The organism is Bradyrhizobium cedriense, assembly GCF_054602315.1.
The window spans coordinates 760,070-774,667 of sequence record NZ_JBTSWB010000003.1; the positions used below are offsets into that span (position 1 = coordinate 760,070).

Annotated in this window: 15 protein-coding genes; 8 read left to right on the top strand and 7 right to left on the bottom strand. The window is 64.4% G+C overall.

Annotated elements, in window-relative coordinates:
* Positions 1–13 precede the first annotated feature (13 nt).
* From ACYCVF_RS15350 to ACYCVF_RS15360, 3 genes are read right to left on the bottom strand one after another with little or no spacing between them, the layout of a single operon-like run.
* Entirely contained in the window at positions 14–652 is a 639-nt protein-coding gene (locus ACYCVF_RS15350; RefSeq protein WP_459596329.1) for a TerC family protein, read from the bottom strand.
* Entirely contained in the window at positions 649–1,011 is a 363-nt protein-coding gene (locus ACYCVF_RS15355) for a hypothetical protein (RefSeq protein WP_459596330.1), read from the bottom strand. The genes ACYCVF_RS15350 and ACYCVF_RS15355 overlap by 4 nt, the downstream gene beginning before the upstream one ends.
* Positions 1,008–1,481, bottom strand: a complete 474-nt coding sequence (locus tag ACYCVF_RS15360; RefSeq protein WP_459596331.1) for a TerB family tellurite resistance protein — start codon at positions 1,479–1,481, stop codon at positions 1,008–1,010. The genes ACYCVF_RS15355 and ACYCVF_RS15360 overlap by 4 nt, the downstream gene beginning before the upstream one ends.
* 392 nt (positions 1,482–1,873) lie before the next feature.
* Between ACYCVF_RS15360 and ACYCVF_RS15365 the strand changes: the two genes are divergently transcribed.
* The 4 genes from ACYCVF_RS15365 to ACYCVF_RS15380 all read left to right on the top strand — a co-directional run bounded on the left by ACYCVF_RS15365 (position 1,874) and on the right by ACYCVF_RS15380 (position 5,682).
* A complete protein-coding gene (locus ACYCVF_RS15365) occupies positions 1,874–2,701 on the top strand; it encodes a class II glutamine amidotransferase (RefSeq protein ID WP_459596332.1) in 828 nt (275 codons plus the stop codon).
* A 19-nt stretch (positions 2,702–2,720) separates the two neighbouring features.
* Positions 2,721–3,950 (top strand): carboxylate-amine ligase, encoded by a 1,230-nt coding sequence (locus ACYCVF_RS15370; protein ID WP_459596333.1) that lies wholly within the window; start codon positions 2,721–2,723, stop codon positions 3,948–3,950.
* 62 nt (positions 3,951–4,012) lie between these two features.
* A complete protein-coding gene (locus tag ACYCVF_RS15375; RefSeq protein ID WP_459596334.1) occupies positions 4,013–4,198 on the top strand; it encodes a hypothetical protein in 186 nt (61 codons plus the stop codon).
* Between the two features lie 344 nt (positions 4,199–4,542).
* A complete protein-coding gene (locus ACYCVF_RS15380) occupies positions 4,543–5,682 on the top strand; it encodes a hypothetical protein (protein WP_459596335.1) in 1,140 nt (379 codons plus the stop codon).
* Between the two features lie 9 nt (positions 5,683–5,691).
* On the opposite strand, the gene gor is transcribed toward ACYCVF_RS15380, so the two are convergent.
* From gor to rpiA, 3 genes are read right to left on the bottom strand one after another with little or no spacing between them, the layout of a single operon-like run.
* Positions 5,692–7,080, bottom strand: a complete 1,389-nt coding sequence (gene gor, locus ACYCVF_RS15385; protein WP_459596336.1) for a glutathione-disulfide reductase — start codon at positions 7,078–7,080, stop codon at positions 5,692–5,694.
* A gap of 46 nt (positions 7,081–7,126) precedes the next feature.
* On the bottom strand, positions 7,127–7,675 hold the full coding sequence (locus tag ACYCVF_RS15390; RefSeq protein WP_459596337.1) for a DUF2059 domain-containing protein: 549 nt from the start codon (positions 7,673–7,675) through the stop codon (positions 7,127–7,129).
* The gene (gene rpiA, locus ACYCVF_RS15395; RefSeq protein WP_459596338.1) at positions 7,672–8,391 is read right to left on the bottom strand and encodes a ribose-5-phosphate isomerase RpiA; all 720 of its coding nucleotides are present in this window, start codon (positions 8,389–8,391) and stop codon (positions 7,672–7,674) included. The genes ACYCVF_RS15390 and rpiA overlap by 4 nt, the downstream gene beginning before the upstream one ends.
* Positions 8,392–8,547: 156 nt before the next feature.
* On the opposite strand from rpiA, the gene ACYCVF_RS15400 reads away from it, so the two are divergent.
* The 4 genes from ACYCVF_RS15400 to ACYCVF_RS15415 all read left to right on the top strand — a co-directional run bounded on the left by ACYCVF_RS15400 (position 8,548) and on the right by ACYCVF_RS15415 (position 13,008).
* The gene (locus tag ACYCVF_RS15400; protein ID WP_459596339.1) at positions 8,548–9,222 is read left to right on the top strand and encodes an HAD family hydrolase; all 675 of its coding nucleotides are present in this window, start codon (positions 8,548–8,550) and stop codon (positions 9,220–9,222) included.
* A 316-nt stretch (positions 9,223–9,538) separates the two neighbouring features.
* Positions 9,539–10,573: a GTP 3',8-cyclase MoaA gene (gene moaA, locus ACYCVF_RS15405; protein ID WP_459596340.1), complete on the top strand. Its 1,035-nt coding sequence runs from the start codon at positions 9,539–9,541 to the stop codon at positions 10,571–10,573.
* 170 nt (positions 10,574–10,743) lie between these two features.
* The gene (locus ACYCVF_RS15410; protein ID WP_459596342.1) at positions 10,744–11,325 is read left to right on the top strand and encodes a TRAP transporter small permease subunit; all 582 of its coding nucleotides are present in this window, start codon (positions 10,744–10,746) and stop codon (positions 11,323–11,325) included.
* Between the two features lie 27 nt (positions 11,326–11,352).
* Entirely contained in the window at positions 11,353–13,008 is a 1,656-nt protein-coding gene (locus tag ACYCVF_RS15415; RefSeq protein ID WP_459596343.1) for a TRAP transporter large permease, read from the top strand.
* A gap of 210 nt (positions 13,009–13,218) precedes the next feature.
* Here ACYCVF_RS15415 and ACYCVF_RS15420 read toward each other — a convergent pair whose 3' ends face one another.
* Positions 13,219–14,598 carry a sensor histidine kinase gene (locus ACYCVF_RS15420; RefSeq protein ID WP_459596344.1) on the bottom strand — a complete coding sequence of 460 codons (1,380 nt, stop codon included), beginning with the start codon at positions 14,596–14,598 and terminating at the stop codon, positions 13,219–13,221.

Consider the following 14,598-nt stretch of genomic DNA (forward strand, 5'->3'; position numbering starts at 1 on the left):
ACAGGAATGCCCCTCAGAGACCCGCGATGACCGGCGCGAGCTCGAGCGACCCCCGATAGATCATCTCGAAGGCGACGTAAATGATGATGGCGAGGCCGACATAGGCGACCCAGCGATGCTTCTGGAGCACGCGGCCGAGCAGATCGGCGGCGACGCCCATCATCGCGACCGACAGCAAAAGGCCGAAGGCGAGGATGTAGGGATGCTCGCGGGCCGCGCCCGCAACCGCGAGCACGTTGTCGAGCGACATCGAGACGTCGGCGGCGACGATCTGCAGCGCCGCCTGGCCGAAGGTCTTTCGCTGCGCCGGCGCGGCATCCGCGCCTCCCCCATGGTTGAAGGCGAGTTGCTCCGAATGCGTAGCCTGGTCGCGCAGCTCGCGCCACATCTTCCAGCACACCCAGAGCAGCAGCACGCCGCCGGCGAGCAGCAGCCCGATGACCTGCAGGAGCTGGGTCGCAACGCCGGCAAAAGCAATGCGCAGCACCGTGGCTGCGGCGATGCCGACGATGATGGCGCGGCGGCGCTGCTCCGCCGGCAGGCCCGCCGCGGCGAGGCCAATGACGACCGCGTTGTCGCCGGCGAGCACCAGGTCGATCAGGACGACTTGAAACAGCGCGGTCAGCGCCTCGGCGGTGATGAATTCAGTCATGTTTGATCATTTTTCGATGTCGACGGATCGAGCCAATGCGGCTTGTGGTGCTCGATCCAGTCGAAGACCTTCGAACGGGATGAGCGCAGCGCAGGCACGTCCTCGGCCAGCAGCGCGAGGCCGAGCGGCAGCATCCAGACGCCGAGCAGCGGCAGGAAGGAGAGCACGCCGCCGGCGATCAGCAGCGTGCCAGAGGGAATCCTGACCCAGCGGCTGGACGGCTTGAGGAGATAGGAGAAGGTGTCGCCCATGCGCGATGGGAGACGGTCGACGAGCTTGGCCAGACGCGGGTCTCCGCCGGCGATCTCGCCGGTCGGGCCCTCGGTTTGCGCGGTGCGCTCGCCCGCAACTGTGCTCATGCCTGCTCCTTCAAGGCGACCTGCAGCTCGGCGCCCGCGGTACTCGACGAGACCGGCTTCGCGCGCGGCAGCACAAGTGTCAGCAAGCGCAACAATTTGATCGCCTGGACTTCGTGGGGATGGACGTCCTGATCTGCGGCAGCAACACGTTCCGACAGCTCCATCAGGTGGGACGAGAGCGACAAATTCGAAACCGGCCGCAGCGTGTCGATCACGACATTGGCAAAATCCGGTTCTTCCAGCCGTTCGGCGAGTTCATCGAACATCGCATAGAGCCGTTCGCTCGAAACGTGCGGCGCGAGCTTGCGATCCCTGATGAAACGAATCACCTCGTCGCGTTCGACGGCCGAGACGCGCCTGTCGGCAACCGCAACCAGTGCGCCGACGATCACCAGCGCGACCGCTGCCTGCTCGTTCAGGATGGACGGCTCCGTGATCTCGACCGGATTTGAGGTTTCGACGTCAGACATCGTAGCTCCCTTAGCTTGCGAAATGGCCGCACGGGACTGCGATGGGGGACGATGGGGTCGGAGAGAACATCAAGGGCCCGACGATCGGCCGATCCATCGCATCCGCGCGGGACAGGTCATCCGACATCGCGAGGTTGGCCGACATCGTCGACGTCCTCGCCAGAGGGGCCCGGATTCTTGTTCGTTCCAGACATAAAGACGGGGCTGTCGGAATCAAGGCGGGAACACTGCGACCAGCCGCCGCATCGAGATACCGCACCCCTGATCCTTCGTCGCTCCTGAGCCCTTGCTGGGCCCCGGCACTTCGATGCGGGAACCACCTCCTGGTCAGATAAGTTGTCGCATCTCAGCACGCATCTTCTGACAAATTTCTGACAAGGCCAAAGGACCGCATGTGCCGCTGGATCGCATACCGGGGCGAAACCACGTCTTTCGAGCCCTACGTGACCGAGCCCGAGCATTCGCTGGTCGCGCAAAGCATCCGCTCGCTTCAATCGACGGCGGGCTCGAATGGCGATGGCTTCGGTCTCGGCTGGTACGGTGAGCACCCGGAGCCCGGCCTCTATCGCGAGACCCGTCCGGCCTGGTCGGACGAAAACTTGCGCTATCTCTGCCGTCATCTCCGCTCGCACCTTTTCTTCGCACACGTACGCGCCGCCACCGGCACCGCCGTGACACGACAGAACTGTCATCCGTTTGCCTGCGGACACTGGATGTTCATGCACAACGGATTCGTCGGAAGCTGGAGCCGACTGCGGCGGAAGGTCGAGGCGCTGATTCCCGATGCCTATTATCCGTCGAGGCTGGGCACGACCGACTCGGAAGCCGTGTTCCTGGCGATGATGGGCGCCGGCCTCGACGAAGATCCCCTCGGGGCAACGAGACGCGTCCTTCAAAATCTCTCGTGCTTCGTCAACGAAGGCCAGCTTCGCGAACGGCTGCGCTTCACCAGCGCGATCGCCAACGGCAAGGATCTGTACGCCTTCCGCGTTGCGGTGAACGATGCCGCCAACACGCTCTATTTCCGTGAGGATGGCGGCCAGGTCATCGTCGTCTCCGAACCGTTCGACAAGGAATCGGACTGGGCCGAGGTGCCGCCCAATCACGCCTTGATCGCACGCGCATCCGAAGACGTAAAAGTTGTTCCGTTCGACCTTGCAATTTCAGGTGAACACCGCGTGGAACCCGCCTCTGTCGGAAGGATTATCGCCTGCAGATAATGCCTTTGCCGGGTGCCCAATGAGACTTGCTTCAGACGTTTTGAAACTGCTGCGCGTCGATTCCTCTGATGACAAGCAGCACCTCGTCATCCGCTCTGCCGGTGGACGCGGCAAGGCCGCCGAATATTCCTTCGGCATCGAGGAGGAGTACTTCCTCGCCGACCGGCGCAGCTTCGAGGTCGCGATCGAAACGCCCAACGAACTGTTCGAATCGGCGAACTGGTCGACCGGCGGCCAGGCCATGCGGGAGATGCTGCAATCCCAGCTCGAGGTCGCCACCAACGTCCACGTCGACGTCAACGATGCGCGCGAAGAGCTGCGCTTCTTGCGCCGCGAGGTTGCAGCCGTCGCCGCGCAATACGGCTTCGTGATCATGGCCTGCGGCACCCATCCTACGGCAGTCTGGCGCATGTCTCAGCCGAGCCCGAAGCCGCGCTACGAGGAGATGATCGAGGACCTGCGCAGCATCGGTCACCGCAACATGATGTGCGGCATGCATGTGCACGTCCAGCTGCCCGACCCGGAGAAGCGGATGGCGGTGATGCGGGCGATGCTGCCGCATCTGCCGCTGTTCATCGCGCTGTCGGCGTCCTCGCCGTTCTGGAATTCGCACAAGACCGGCCTGAAGGGCTACCGCCTCGCCGCCTATTCCGAGCTGCCGCGCACCGGCCTTCCTGAATTGTTCGAAAGCAGGCGGGACTACGATGAATATGTCGGCGCGCTGCAGCGCTCCGGCGTGATTCCCGATGAGAGCCACATCTGGTGGGCGATGCGTCCTGCGATGCGGCACCCGACCCTGGAGCTTCGCGCGCCCGACACCTGCACCTTCATCGACGACGCCGTCGCCATCGCCTCGCTCTATCGCTGCCTGACACGACACCTCTATCAGCGGCCTCATCTGTCGAAGGACGTCACCGCGGTCGAACGTGCGATTGCGGTGGAGAACAAATGGCGCGCCCAGCGTTACGGCACCGACTGCATCTTTGCCTCCAGGGAGGGACCGGTCACGATCTCGGAGCTTCTCGCGAGGGTGATCGGCGACGTCGCGGAGGACGCTGCCGCGCTCAACTGTACCGCCGAGGTCGAGCACTGCCGGATGATCGTGGAGCGCGGCAGCTCGGCGGAGTTCCAGCTTCGCGCCTATCGCGAGAACGGCGACGACATCACAGCCGTGTCACGATGGATCGCTACATCTACGATCTCGGAAACAAGCGCCACTGTCGAACGCATCGCATCTGCGCCGTCATAGTGCCCGCGCAAGCTTCGGCAACGAGAATGCCATTCCCGAATTCGACGATCGCGGAGGACCGCATGAATCGCATCACATCCTGCACCGGCTGCGGCCATGCACTCGTCCCGATGCTCTCGTCCAAAGGCCGCGTGGAGTTGAGCTGCATCTGGTGCGAAGGCCTCGACGCCCGGGCGTTGGACATGGCGAAGTGGGCGGACAGCCCGTTCGGCAAGCCGCAGCCGACCATCCGTCGATCGTTCGAATGAACGGCCTCGGACGCTGAGCCGCGGCATTTGCGTGCCGCCGCGACCTGCACAGCTGCATGAGCATTGCAGGACATGCCGACAAATTAGACAAGACGGCCGCTCCAACCGACTTGCGCGCCGTGCGGAAAAGCCAGGCAGGTCGGCGACCCCTGTCAACTAACCTCAGGCGCAATCTCGTTTTTTTCGCGCCGCGTGCGGCTGGCTGGCTTACGCGCCGCGCCGCAACCCGACTGGCCTAAAATTCGCAAGGCAGTATCTGGCCCAATCCCTGCTCTCTCGCGACGAGAAGCGGCAAGTTGCGTGCGCCCAGCTCCGGGATGAACGGCCTCAGATCGGAGAATGACATGAATGTGCATGCTGCCGGGGATCTCAAATTTACCGGCCTCACCCATCCGAACGGCGCGCGCCTGCGCCTCAACGACCGGGATTTCGTGGCGATTGATCGCGACCGGGATGCGAAGTTCGAGGCGACGTACCGGCCGCAGGCCCTCTACAACCGCGCCAACGAAGGCTTTCACGCCAACAACGAGACCTTTCTCCTGCACGAGGTCGCGACCAATCTGCCGATCTACCGGCCCGACACCGGCCCTACCGATTTCCATCTGCATCTGCCGCCGGGCGGCTTTCAGCTCGTGCTGGTCACCTCGGGCGCGTTCACCTTCGACTATGATGGGCGCTTCTACAATGTCGGCCCCGGCGCGGTGATGCTGCAAAGCGCGATCGTCCATCGCCAGCTCTTCTACACCTGGTCGGGATTGTCGACCGATGAGAACCTGAAGACGCCGCAAACCGTGGTGCCCGATCCGATCTCGATGGGCTATTCGGGCAAATTCCTCGAAGCCTTCATCACCGATCCGACGACGTTTCCCAACCCGACGATCGTCGGTCCGGACCAGATCAACGAGGCCGAGACGCCGCGCGTGGCCTGGAGCCACCCTCTGCACGACCGGCCGGCCGATGCCGGCTTCTGGCTCCAGGATCCCCTGGCGCTGGACGCGCTGTTCAAGCCGCTCGCCGATGGTCCGGTGAAATCGACGATGCCGGTCCATGTGCGCGATATCGGCATCGAGATTCCGAGCGGCCATCTCGTCACCGGCCACATCATCGCGACCGACCCGCGCGGTCAGTCGCTGCTGCCGAAGAGCACGTCGATCGCCGCGGACCCGGCCTGTTTCGCCAAGGGCGAGGTCGTGATCTATCGCGTCATTCGCGGCACGGCCGAGTTCAGGAACAAGGCCGGCGAGAGCTTTGAACTTGCGGCCGGCGACGTGGTGACGGCGGGCAAAAACGCCATCAGCCTGGCGGGGATCGGCGAAAACACCCAGGTCCTGCGGCTCGGGCTGCTCAAGGGCATGAACGAGCTGCGCAGCTGGACGCCGACCCAGCGTGACGAGATCGACGGTCTCGCCGGCCAGATCATCACGCACAAGGACGTGCGTCCCCTGCGCACCGAAGGCAATCCGGTCGGGTATCTGTACGGCTGAGCGCCGAGCCTACTCTGCCGCCTGCCGCACGTGGCGTGCGGTCGGCGTGCGCATCGTGACCAGTTCTTCGGCCGCGGTCGGATGCAACGCGACGGTCGCGTCGAAATCGGCTTTGGTCGCCTTCATCTTCACCGCGATTGCGACGGCTTGCGTGATCTCGGCGGCGGCATCGCCGACGATGTGGCAACCGAGCACGCGATCGGTCGCGCCGTCGACGACGAGCTTCATCAGCACGCGGGTATCGCGGCCCGACATCGTCGCCTTGATGGGACGGAACGTCGTCTTGTAGATGTCGACGTGGCTGAACTGCGCGCGCGCCTCGGTTTCCGTCAGGCCGACCGTCCCGACCTCCGGCTGCGAGAACACGGCGGTCGGGATACTGGCATGATCGACCCTGACCTCGCGATTGCCGAACACGGTGTCGGCGAAGGCATGGCCCTCGCGAATCGCGACCGGCGTCAGGTTGAAGCGGTGGGTGACATCGCCGATCGCATAGATGCTGTCGACCGAGCTCTTCGAGAAATGATCGACCGCGATGCCGCCATTGTTCGGGTTGATGGCAACGCCGGCGTTCTCGAGCCCGAGATTGGCGACGTTGGGGTGGCGGCCGATCGCGAACATCACCTGATCCGAGGCGAGGCTCGAGCCGTTCGACAGATGCGTGGTGAATTCCTCACGGTGGCGATCGACCTTGGCCACCGTGCAGCCGGTGAGGATGGTGATCCCCTGCTTCTCCATCTCGGCGCGAACATGGGTTCGAACGTCCTCGTCGAAACCGCGGAGAATGTTGTCGCCACGATAGATCACGGTGACGTCGGAGCCGAAGCCGGCGAAGATGCCGGCGAATTCAAGCGCAATATAGCCGCCGCCCTGGATCACGATCCGCTTCGGCTGCCGCGCAAGGTGGAACGCCTCGTTGGAGGAGATCACGTGCTCGATGCCGGGAATCGCCGCGCCATGGTTCGGCGCGCCGCCGGTGGCGATCAGGATGTATTTTGCGGTGATCTTCCTGTCGTTCTCGAGCAGGCGCACCGTGTGCTCGTCTTCGATCACCGCGCGGCTCTTGACGATCTGCGCGCCCGATTTCTCGACATTGGCGGTGTAGGCCGCCTCCAGCCGCGCGATCTCCTTGTCCTTGTTGGCGATCAGCGTCGCCCAGTCGAAGCTGGCCGGCGGAACGGTCCAGCCGAAACCCGCGGCATCCTCGAGCTCGTGACGAAAATGCGAGCCGATCACGAACAGCTTCTTCGGCACGCAGCCCCGGATCACGCAGGTGCCGCCCATGCGGTACTCTTCCGCGATCATCACCCGGGCGCCGTGGCCGGCCGCGATGCGGGCGGCACGCACGCCGCCCGAGCCGCCGCCGATGACGAAGAGGTCGACGTCGAATTCAGCCATTGTCCACTCCGACCCCTTTCAAGAACGACCTTTTAGATAGGTGCGCTCAGATCTCCTTGCCACGCTTGCGCATCTCGGCACGGAAGGCACCCATCACGGTTTCGGAGAAGTTCTGGGCCCAGGCGTTCATGAACGCCATGCTCAGCCCGATGGCGCGCGGCTCGGCCTCGATCAGCTTCTTGCCGAGCGGCGACTTGTAGAAGGTGACGAGATCCTTCAGCTCCTGCTCGGTGAACTCGCTGGCATAGATCTGCGCCATGCCCTCGCCGACCTCGTTCTGGCGGCCGTTGAGCTGCTGGGCCACGATCGGGGCGACCTCGTTGAGATCCTTCTGATAGTTGAGGTTCTGCTGGATCAGCGCGACCTTGGTCTTCTCGACGACGCCGGGCACGGCGCCGGCATACATCGCCGTCGCGTTCTTGATCTGCAATATCTCCCTGGCCGCCGCGATCGCGGCAGGCGATGCCTTCGGCTGCGCCGGTGCGGCGGCGGCTTTGGGCGCCGGCGTCGCCTGCTGCGCCATGGCCGGGAGGGCCGAGAGGGCCAATCCCACGGTCAGGATCGCGGCCGGCACAAACTTCAATACGCTCTTCATTCCTGGTCTCCTTTCGGCTTGCGCCGTTCAATCACGCGAATTCCTTCGCCGCCCGCCAAAACGGCCGAGCTGGCCAAGCCGATGAACAATCCATGCTCGACCACCCCGGGGATGGCGCTCAACGCCTTGGCGAGACCGGGGGGATCAACAATACGACCGAGCTGGGCATCGACGATCCAGTGGCCGCCGTCGGTGACGAAAACGTGGCCGTCCTTGGCCTTGCGGACCGCCATTTGCCCGGAAACGCCGCATTCGGCAAATGCCTTTTCGATCGCCCGCCGCGTCGCCCCGAGGCCAAACGGGATGACCTCGACCGGCAGCGGAAAACGGCCGAGCGTCGGCACCCATTTGGTGTCGTCCGCAATCACGATCATGCGATCCGAGGCGGCCGCCACGATCTTCTCGCGCAGCAGCGCGCCGCCGCCTCCCTTGATCAGGTTGAGCTCGGGATCGATCTCGTCGGCGCCGTCCACGGTGATGTCGAGATGGTCGATCTCGTCCAGCGTGGTCAGCGGCACGCCGCAGCGCTCCGCATCGAGGCGCGTCGCCTCGGACGTCGGCACGCCGACCACCTTGAGCCCGGCGGCGACGCGTTCGCCGAGCAGCTCGACGAAATGCTTGGCGGTCGAGCCGGTGCCGAGCCCGAGCTGCATGCCGTCTCGCACCTCATCGAGGGCGCGCGCCGCAGCCTGCCGCTTCAACTGGTCCATGTTCACGTGTGCGCCCGCCCCTGAATTCGGAGGATGAGCCGCCGGTCGCGGCCGCTTTCGGCGGCCTATGTAGCCTCGTTTTCCCCGCGGGAACAGGCCTATAAGGTGATCTTATGGCCCGGCCCCTTGCGCGCATACGACCGGGCCGGTAGCGCTTGGACCATGACCTCCCCTCACACCATCGTTTTCGATCTCGACGGCACGCTTGTGGATACGGCGCCCGATCTGATCACCGCCCTGAACTACGTGCTCGACCGCGAAGGGCTGCCGCCCGTGCCGATGGCTTCGGCCCGCAACATGATCGGCGCCGGCGCCCGCAAGCTGATCGAGCGGGGGCTGGAGGCCGAGGGCCGCACCGTCACCCCCAAAGACATGGACCGGATGACCGCGGATTTCATCGCCTATTACGCCGACCATATCGCGGTCGAATCCCTCCCGTTCGAAGGGCTCGAGGCCGCGCTCGACCACTTTGAGGCGCAAGGCCATCGCCTCGCGGTCTGCACCAACAAGCTGGAATGGCTGTCGAAGCGGCTGCTGGACCAGCTCGACCTCAGCCGCCGCTTCGCCGCGATCTGCGGCGCGGACACCTTTGGCGTCCAGAAGCCCGATCCGACCATTTACCGCGAGACGGTGGCCCGAGCCGGCGGGGATGTGAAGGCCAGCATCATGGTCGGCGATGCCGGAACCGACGTCGGGGTCGCCCGCCGGGCCGGCGTGCCCGTGATCGGGGTCAGCTTCGGCTACACCGACGTGCCGATCGCCGAGTTGAAGCCGGACCGGCTGATCCATCACATGCGCGACCTGCCGGCGGCGGCGATCAGCCTGATGACGCGCTAAGCTCAAGCGCCTGATTAGACGCCGGTTTTCGCGTACCTTGCGTTAGCCATAGGCCCCGTTCATTGCGAATGCGTCAGGGGGCGCGTCTGGGGTGGCTGCTTCTCGATCTCCGCGCCGCCCAAAGCCCCAGCCGGCGGCGCGCCGCAGCGCTGGCCGGGCCGGTCCCGCTGCGGGCACGCCGTTCCCCGATCCGAATGCAGACAGGCATTGTTCCGAGTATACCACCCGATTGTGCTAGCCGCGTCCAATGCTTAGATTGCTTGGACCGCATCGCTAAAGCGAACATGCGCCGGCGCCGCAAGTGAAGGCATTTGGTATGAACGGACTTTCTGCGAGCCCCCGCACCGCGCTGTCGAGCGCGATGACCGATCCGTTCGGGCGAACCATCAGCTATCTGCGTGTCTCGGTCACCGACCGCTGCGACCTGCGCTGCTTCTATTGCATGTCGGAAGACATGACGTTCCTGCCCAAGGCCGACCTTCTGACGCTGGAGGAACTTGACCGGCTCTGCACGGCCTTCATCGCCAAGGGCGTGAAGAAGCTGCGGCTCACCGGCGGCGAGCCGCTGGTCCGGCGCAACGTAATGACGCTGGTTCGCTCGCTGTCGCGGCATCTGTCGAGCGGCGCGTTGAACGAGCTGACGCTGACCACCAACGGCACCCAGCTTGCGAAACACGCGCGGGAGCTCGCCGATTGCGGCGTTCGCCGCATCAACGTCTCCCTCGATACGCTCGATCCCCGGAAATTTCGCGAGATCACCCGCTGGGGCGAGATCGACAAGGTGCTGGAAGGCATCGAGGCTGCCCGCGCCGCAGGCCTCGCCGTCAAGATCAACGCCGTCGCGCTGAAGAACCTCAACGAGGACGAGCTTCCCGAGCTGATGCGTTGGGCGCACGGCAACGGCATGGGCCTCACGCTGATCGAAGTCATGCCGATGGGCGAGATCGGATCGGGCCGGATCGACCAGTATCTGCCGCTATCGCTGGTCCGGGCCCGCCTAGCCCAGCAATTCACGTTGACGGACTTGGCCGAGACCACCGGCGGGCCTGCGCGCTACGTCAGCGTCGCCGAGACCGGCGGCAAGCTCGGCTTCATCACGCCGATGACCCATAATTTCTGCGAATCCTGCAACCGGGTCCGCATCACCTGCACCGGCACGTTGCACACATGCCTCGGACACGAGGACGCCTCCGATTTGCGTAAACCTCTGCGTGCATCGAGCGAGGATGACCTGCTTGCGGATGCGATCGACCGCGCCATCGGGCTTAAGCCCAAGGGCCATGACTTCATCATCGACCGCCGCCACGACCGTCCCAGCGTGTCCAGGCACATGAGCGTCACCGGCGGCTGACACCGTCGGAATGCGGCCCTATTCCCCTTAACTATCAACAAACTTCCAATTGACTGGCGGCACGCCCGCTGGTTTGGTGCCTGCTGCCTCAAGCCGTTGCGGCGAGACAAGCCGCGCGCCGCGTCGGCGTAATCAAGACGGTTGAGGTGGAATCGGGGGAGGACCTATCGTTGCAAGCGCTCCTAAAGCTGAGCCAAGGGATTGACGCGTTCACACGCTGGACGGGCAAACGCATCGCGTGGTTGATCGTGCTCGCCGTCATCATCTCGGCGGTCAATGCGATTATCCGCAAGACTTTCGATACGTCCTCCAATTCATGGCTCGAGCTGCAATGGGTCCTGTTCAGCATCGTCTTCCTGCTCTGCGCGCCCTGGACGCTGCTGGACAACGAGCACATCCGCATCGACATCGTGAGCAACGCGCTGCCGAAGAAGGCTCGCAACGTGATCGAACTCGTCGGCCACGTATTCTTCCTCTTTCCGATTTGCATCATCATGATCGTTACGGGGGTGCCGTTCTTCCAACGCTCCTTCCACGTCAACGAGCAATCCGGCAACGCCGGCGGCCTGCCGCAATGGCCCGCCAAGGCCCTGATCATGATCGCATTCGCTTTCCTGCTCGTTCAAGGCATCTCCGAGCTGATCAAGCGAATTGCGGTGATGCGCGGATTGATGCCCGACCCGCATGAATCCCAGGTGTCGGCCTTGGAGGCGGAAGTCGAGCATCTCGTCGAAGCGATCGAGAAGAAGTAGCCGTTGGCGACGGTGTAGGGGGAAATCATGACCGCATTCATCATCGCCAATATGGCGCCCATCATGTTCGTGTCGCTGGTGGTCATGCTGCTGCTCGGCTATCCCGCGGCATTCTCGCTCGGAGCCGTCGGCCTGTTCTATGCCGTGATCGGCGTCCAGCTCGGCCAGTTCCACCCCGACTTTCTGCAAGCCCTTCCCGAGCGCGTCTACGGCGTGATGAACAACGACACGCTGCTGGCCATCCCCTTCTTCACCTTCATGGGACTGGTGCTGGAGCGATCGGGCATGGCGGAGGACCTGCTCGACACCATCGGCCAATTGTTCGGCACCATCCGTGGTGGTCTCGCCTATGCCGTGATCTTCGTCGGCGCGCTGCTCGCCGCGACGACGGGCGTGGTGGCGGCGTCCGTGATCTCGATGGGTCTGATCTCGCTGCCGATCATGCTGCGCTATGGCTATGACCGCCGCGTGGCCTCGGGCGTCATCGCCGCGTCCGGCACGCTCGCGCAGATCATTCCGCCCTCGCTCGTTCTGATCGTGATGGCCGACCAGCTCGGCAAGTCCGTCGGCGACATGTACGAGGGCGCCTTCATCCCCGGCCTCGTGCTCGCGGGGCTCTACGCAAGCTACGCCTTCCTCGTCAGCATGATCTTCCCGGCGGCCGCGCCGGGCCTACCGAAGGACGCCATCGGTTTCCGGGAAGACAATGGCGACCGCGGCCTGGTCTCGCTTGGCATGCTGTTCCTCGCGAGCTGCGTGTTCGGATGGTTCATGATGCGCGGTTCGAGCACGCATGGCGCCGATTACGTCGTGCTCAGCATGTTCTACGGCATCGTCTTCGCGTTCGCCGTCGCCGTGGTGAACTGGGTGATCGACAAGACGACCGGCTTCCGCTTCCTGTCGAAGATGGCGCAGCAGACCACCTTCGTGATGGTGCCGCCGCTGTTCCTGATCTTCCTGGTGCTCGGCACCATCTTCATCGGTATCGCAACCCCGACCGAAGGCGGCGCGATGGGCGCGGCCGGCGCCCTCCTCCTGGGCGCTGCGAAGCGCCGGCTGAGCTGGGACCTCATCCGGCAAGCCACGGAATCGACCGCCAAGCTGTCGGCTTTCGTCGTGTTCATCCTGGTCGGCGCCCGCATCTTCTCGCTCACCTTCTATGGCGTCAACGGCCACGTCTGGGTCGAGCACCTGCTCACCTCCCTGCCCGGCGGCCAGATCGGCTTCCTGATCTTCGTCAACGCGCTCGTCTTCGTGCTGGCCTTCTTCCTCGACTTCTTCGAGCTGGCCTTCATTGTGATTCCGCTGCTCGGACCGGCCGCCGAGAAACTCGGCATCGACCTGATCTGGTTCGGCGTCATTCTCGGCGTCAACATGCAAACCTCGTTCATGCATCCCCCCTTCGGCTTCGCCCTGTTCTATCTCCGGTCGGTCGCACCGAAGGAGCGGTACACCGACCGCCTCACTGGCAAGAGGATGGAGCCCGTCACAACTGGCCAGATCTATTGGGGCGCGGTGCCGTTCGTCGTCATCCAGATGATCATGGTCGGTCTGGTCATCGCTTTCCCCGCGATGGTGATGCACTACAAGGGCGTAGCGTCGAACATCGATCCCAACACGATCAAGATCGAGGTCCCACAAATCGAGCTGCCGCCGCTCGATTTGGGACCACCGCAGAAGTAAGCGGCGTCAACGCAGTAGCCCCTTCCCCTGCGGGGAGGGCTTTCGCGTCTGGGAGTGTTTCCTGCGGCCATCCTTCCTTTGGGCGGACTCCTCAGGGGCGGAGTGCGCGACACCAGTTTCTGAGGGCAGCGACGCTGACTAGCCTCATCCTGAGGAGATCGCGCAGCGATCGTCCCGAAGGACGAGGCGTGCGCGCCGGCGGTTCAAATGTCATGTGCATGCCTGCTCTCCTGGTGACGGTGGTGCGCCAGCGCCCTCCGCCAGCCGAAAGCGCAGCGTGAACTCCGCGCCGCCGCCGGGGAGGTTTGCCACCGCAACCGTCGCGGCATGATCGTCCGCCACCGCACGCACGATCGAGAGCCCCAGGCCCGCGCCGTCGCTGCGCTGGCGGTCACGGCGCCAGAAACGCTGGAAGATCAATTCGCGTTCGGCTTCCGGGATGCCCGGGCCGCGATCGCGTACGCGCACCGAACCGTCTGCCCTGACCTCCACATCCACCGCGGTGTCCCTGGCCGTGAACTTGATGGCATTTTCGGCGAGGTTGAAGATCGCGCGCTGGAGCATTTCCGAATTGCCGTGGATCATGACCGGCGCGTCCGTACCCTTGAGTGCGATGTCCTTGCGCTGCGCGATCGCGAACGGCGCGATAGCGGTGACGACCTCGGCGCAGACGGCGCGCAAATCCGCGGTCTCGCCGGGATCGAGCACCAGCGTGTCGAGCTCGGCTATCTCCAGCAGCTGGGCGACGATCCGGCTCATGGCTTCGATGTCCGCGTGAAGCGCCTGCCGAGCCGTCCCATCGCCCAGCGTTTCGATCCGCGTGCGCAGGATCGTGAGCGGCGTGCGGAGCTGATGCGCGGCGTCGGCCGTGAACTGCCGCTGCACCCGAAAGCCGTCCTCGAGGCGATCGAGCGCCTGGTTCACCGCGATGACGAGCGGCATGATCTCTCGGGGGATCTGCTTGGTCGGCAGGCGGATGTCGGTGCGTGCCGGGCCGATATTGCTGGCCTCCTCTGAAGCCTTCCAGAGCGGCGCGATGGCACGGCGGAAGATGATGATGTCGGTAGCGAGCAGGACCAGCAGGATCGGGATGGTGATCCACCCGACCCGCCGGAAGAAGTTCGAGACGATGTCGTCGATGATGACGTCGCGGTGCGCGAGATCCTCGGCGACCCGGACACGGACGGTCTTGCCGTCGATGACCCGGGTGACGCCCGCGCCGGCAATCGTTTCGGTCGGTCGAGGCGCCGCGGCGTCGCTCCGTCGGTGCGAGGAGAACAGCAACCGGCCCTCGTCATCGCGAATGTCGTATCGATAGCGGCCGTAAGCGTCCGAATAGAGCCCGCGCAGACTGTCGGGCAGGTTGAACGTCAGCGAGCCATCCGGCTGGGCAGCGATGCGCTCCGCCAGCACCTCGGCCTGTGCGCGCATGCCGTCGCGGTGCAATTGGTCGATCTCGGAATTGAGCAGCCAGAACAGCACCAGCGGCAGGAGGATCGCGACCATCGCGACCGCCACGATGTGCAGGAAGACGATCCGCCAGATCAGCGATTTGAACGTGAACGATCTGGCATGGCCACCGAGAGCCAC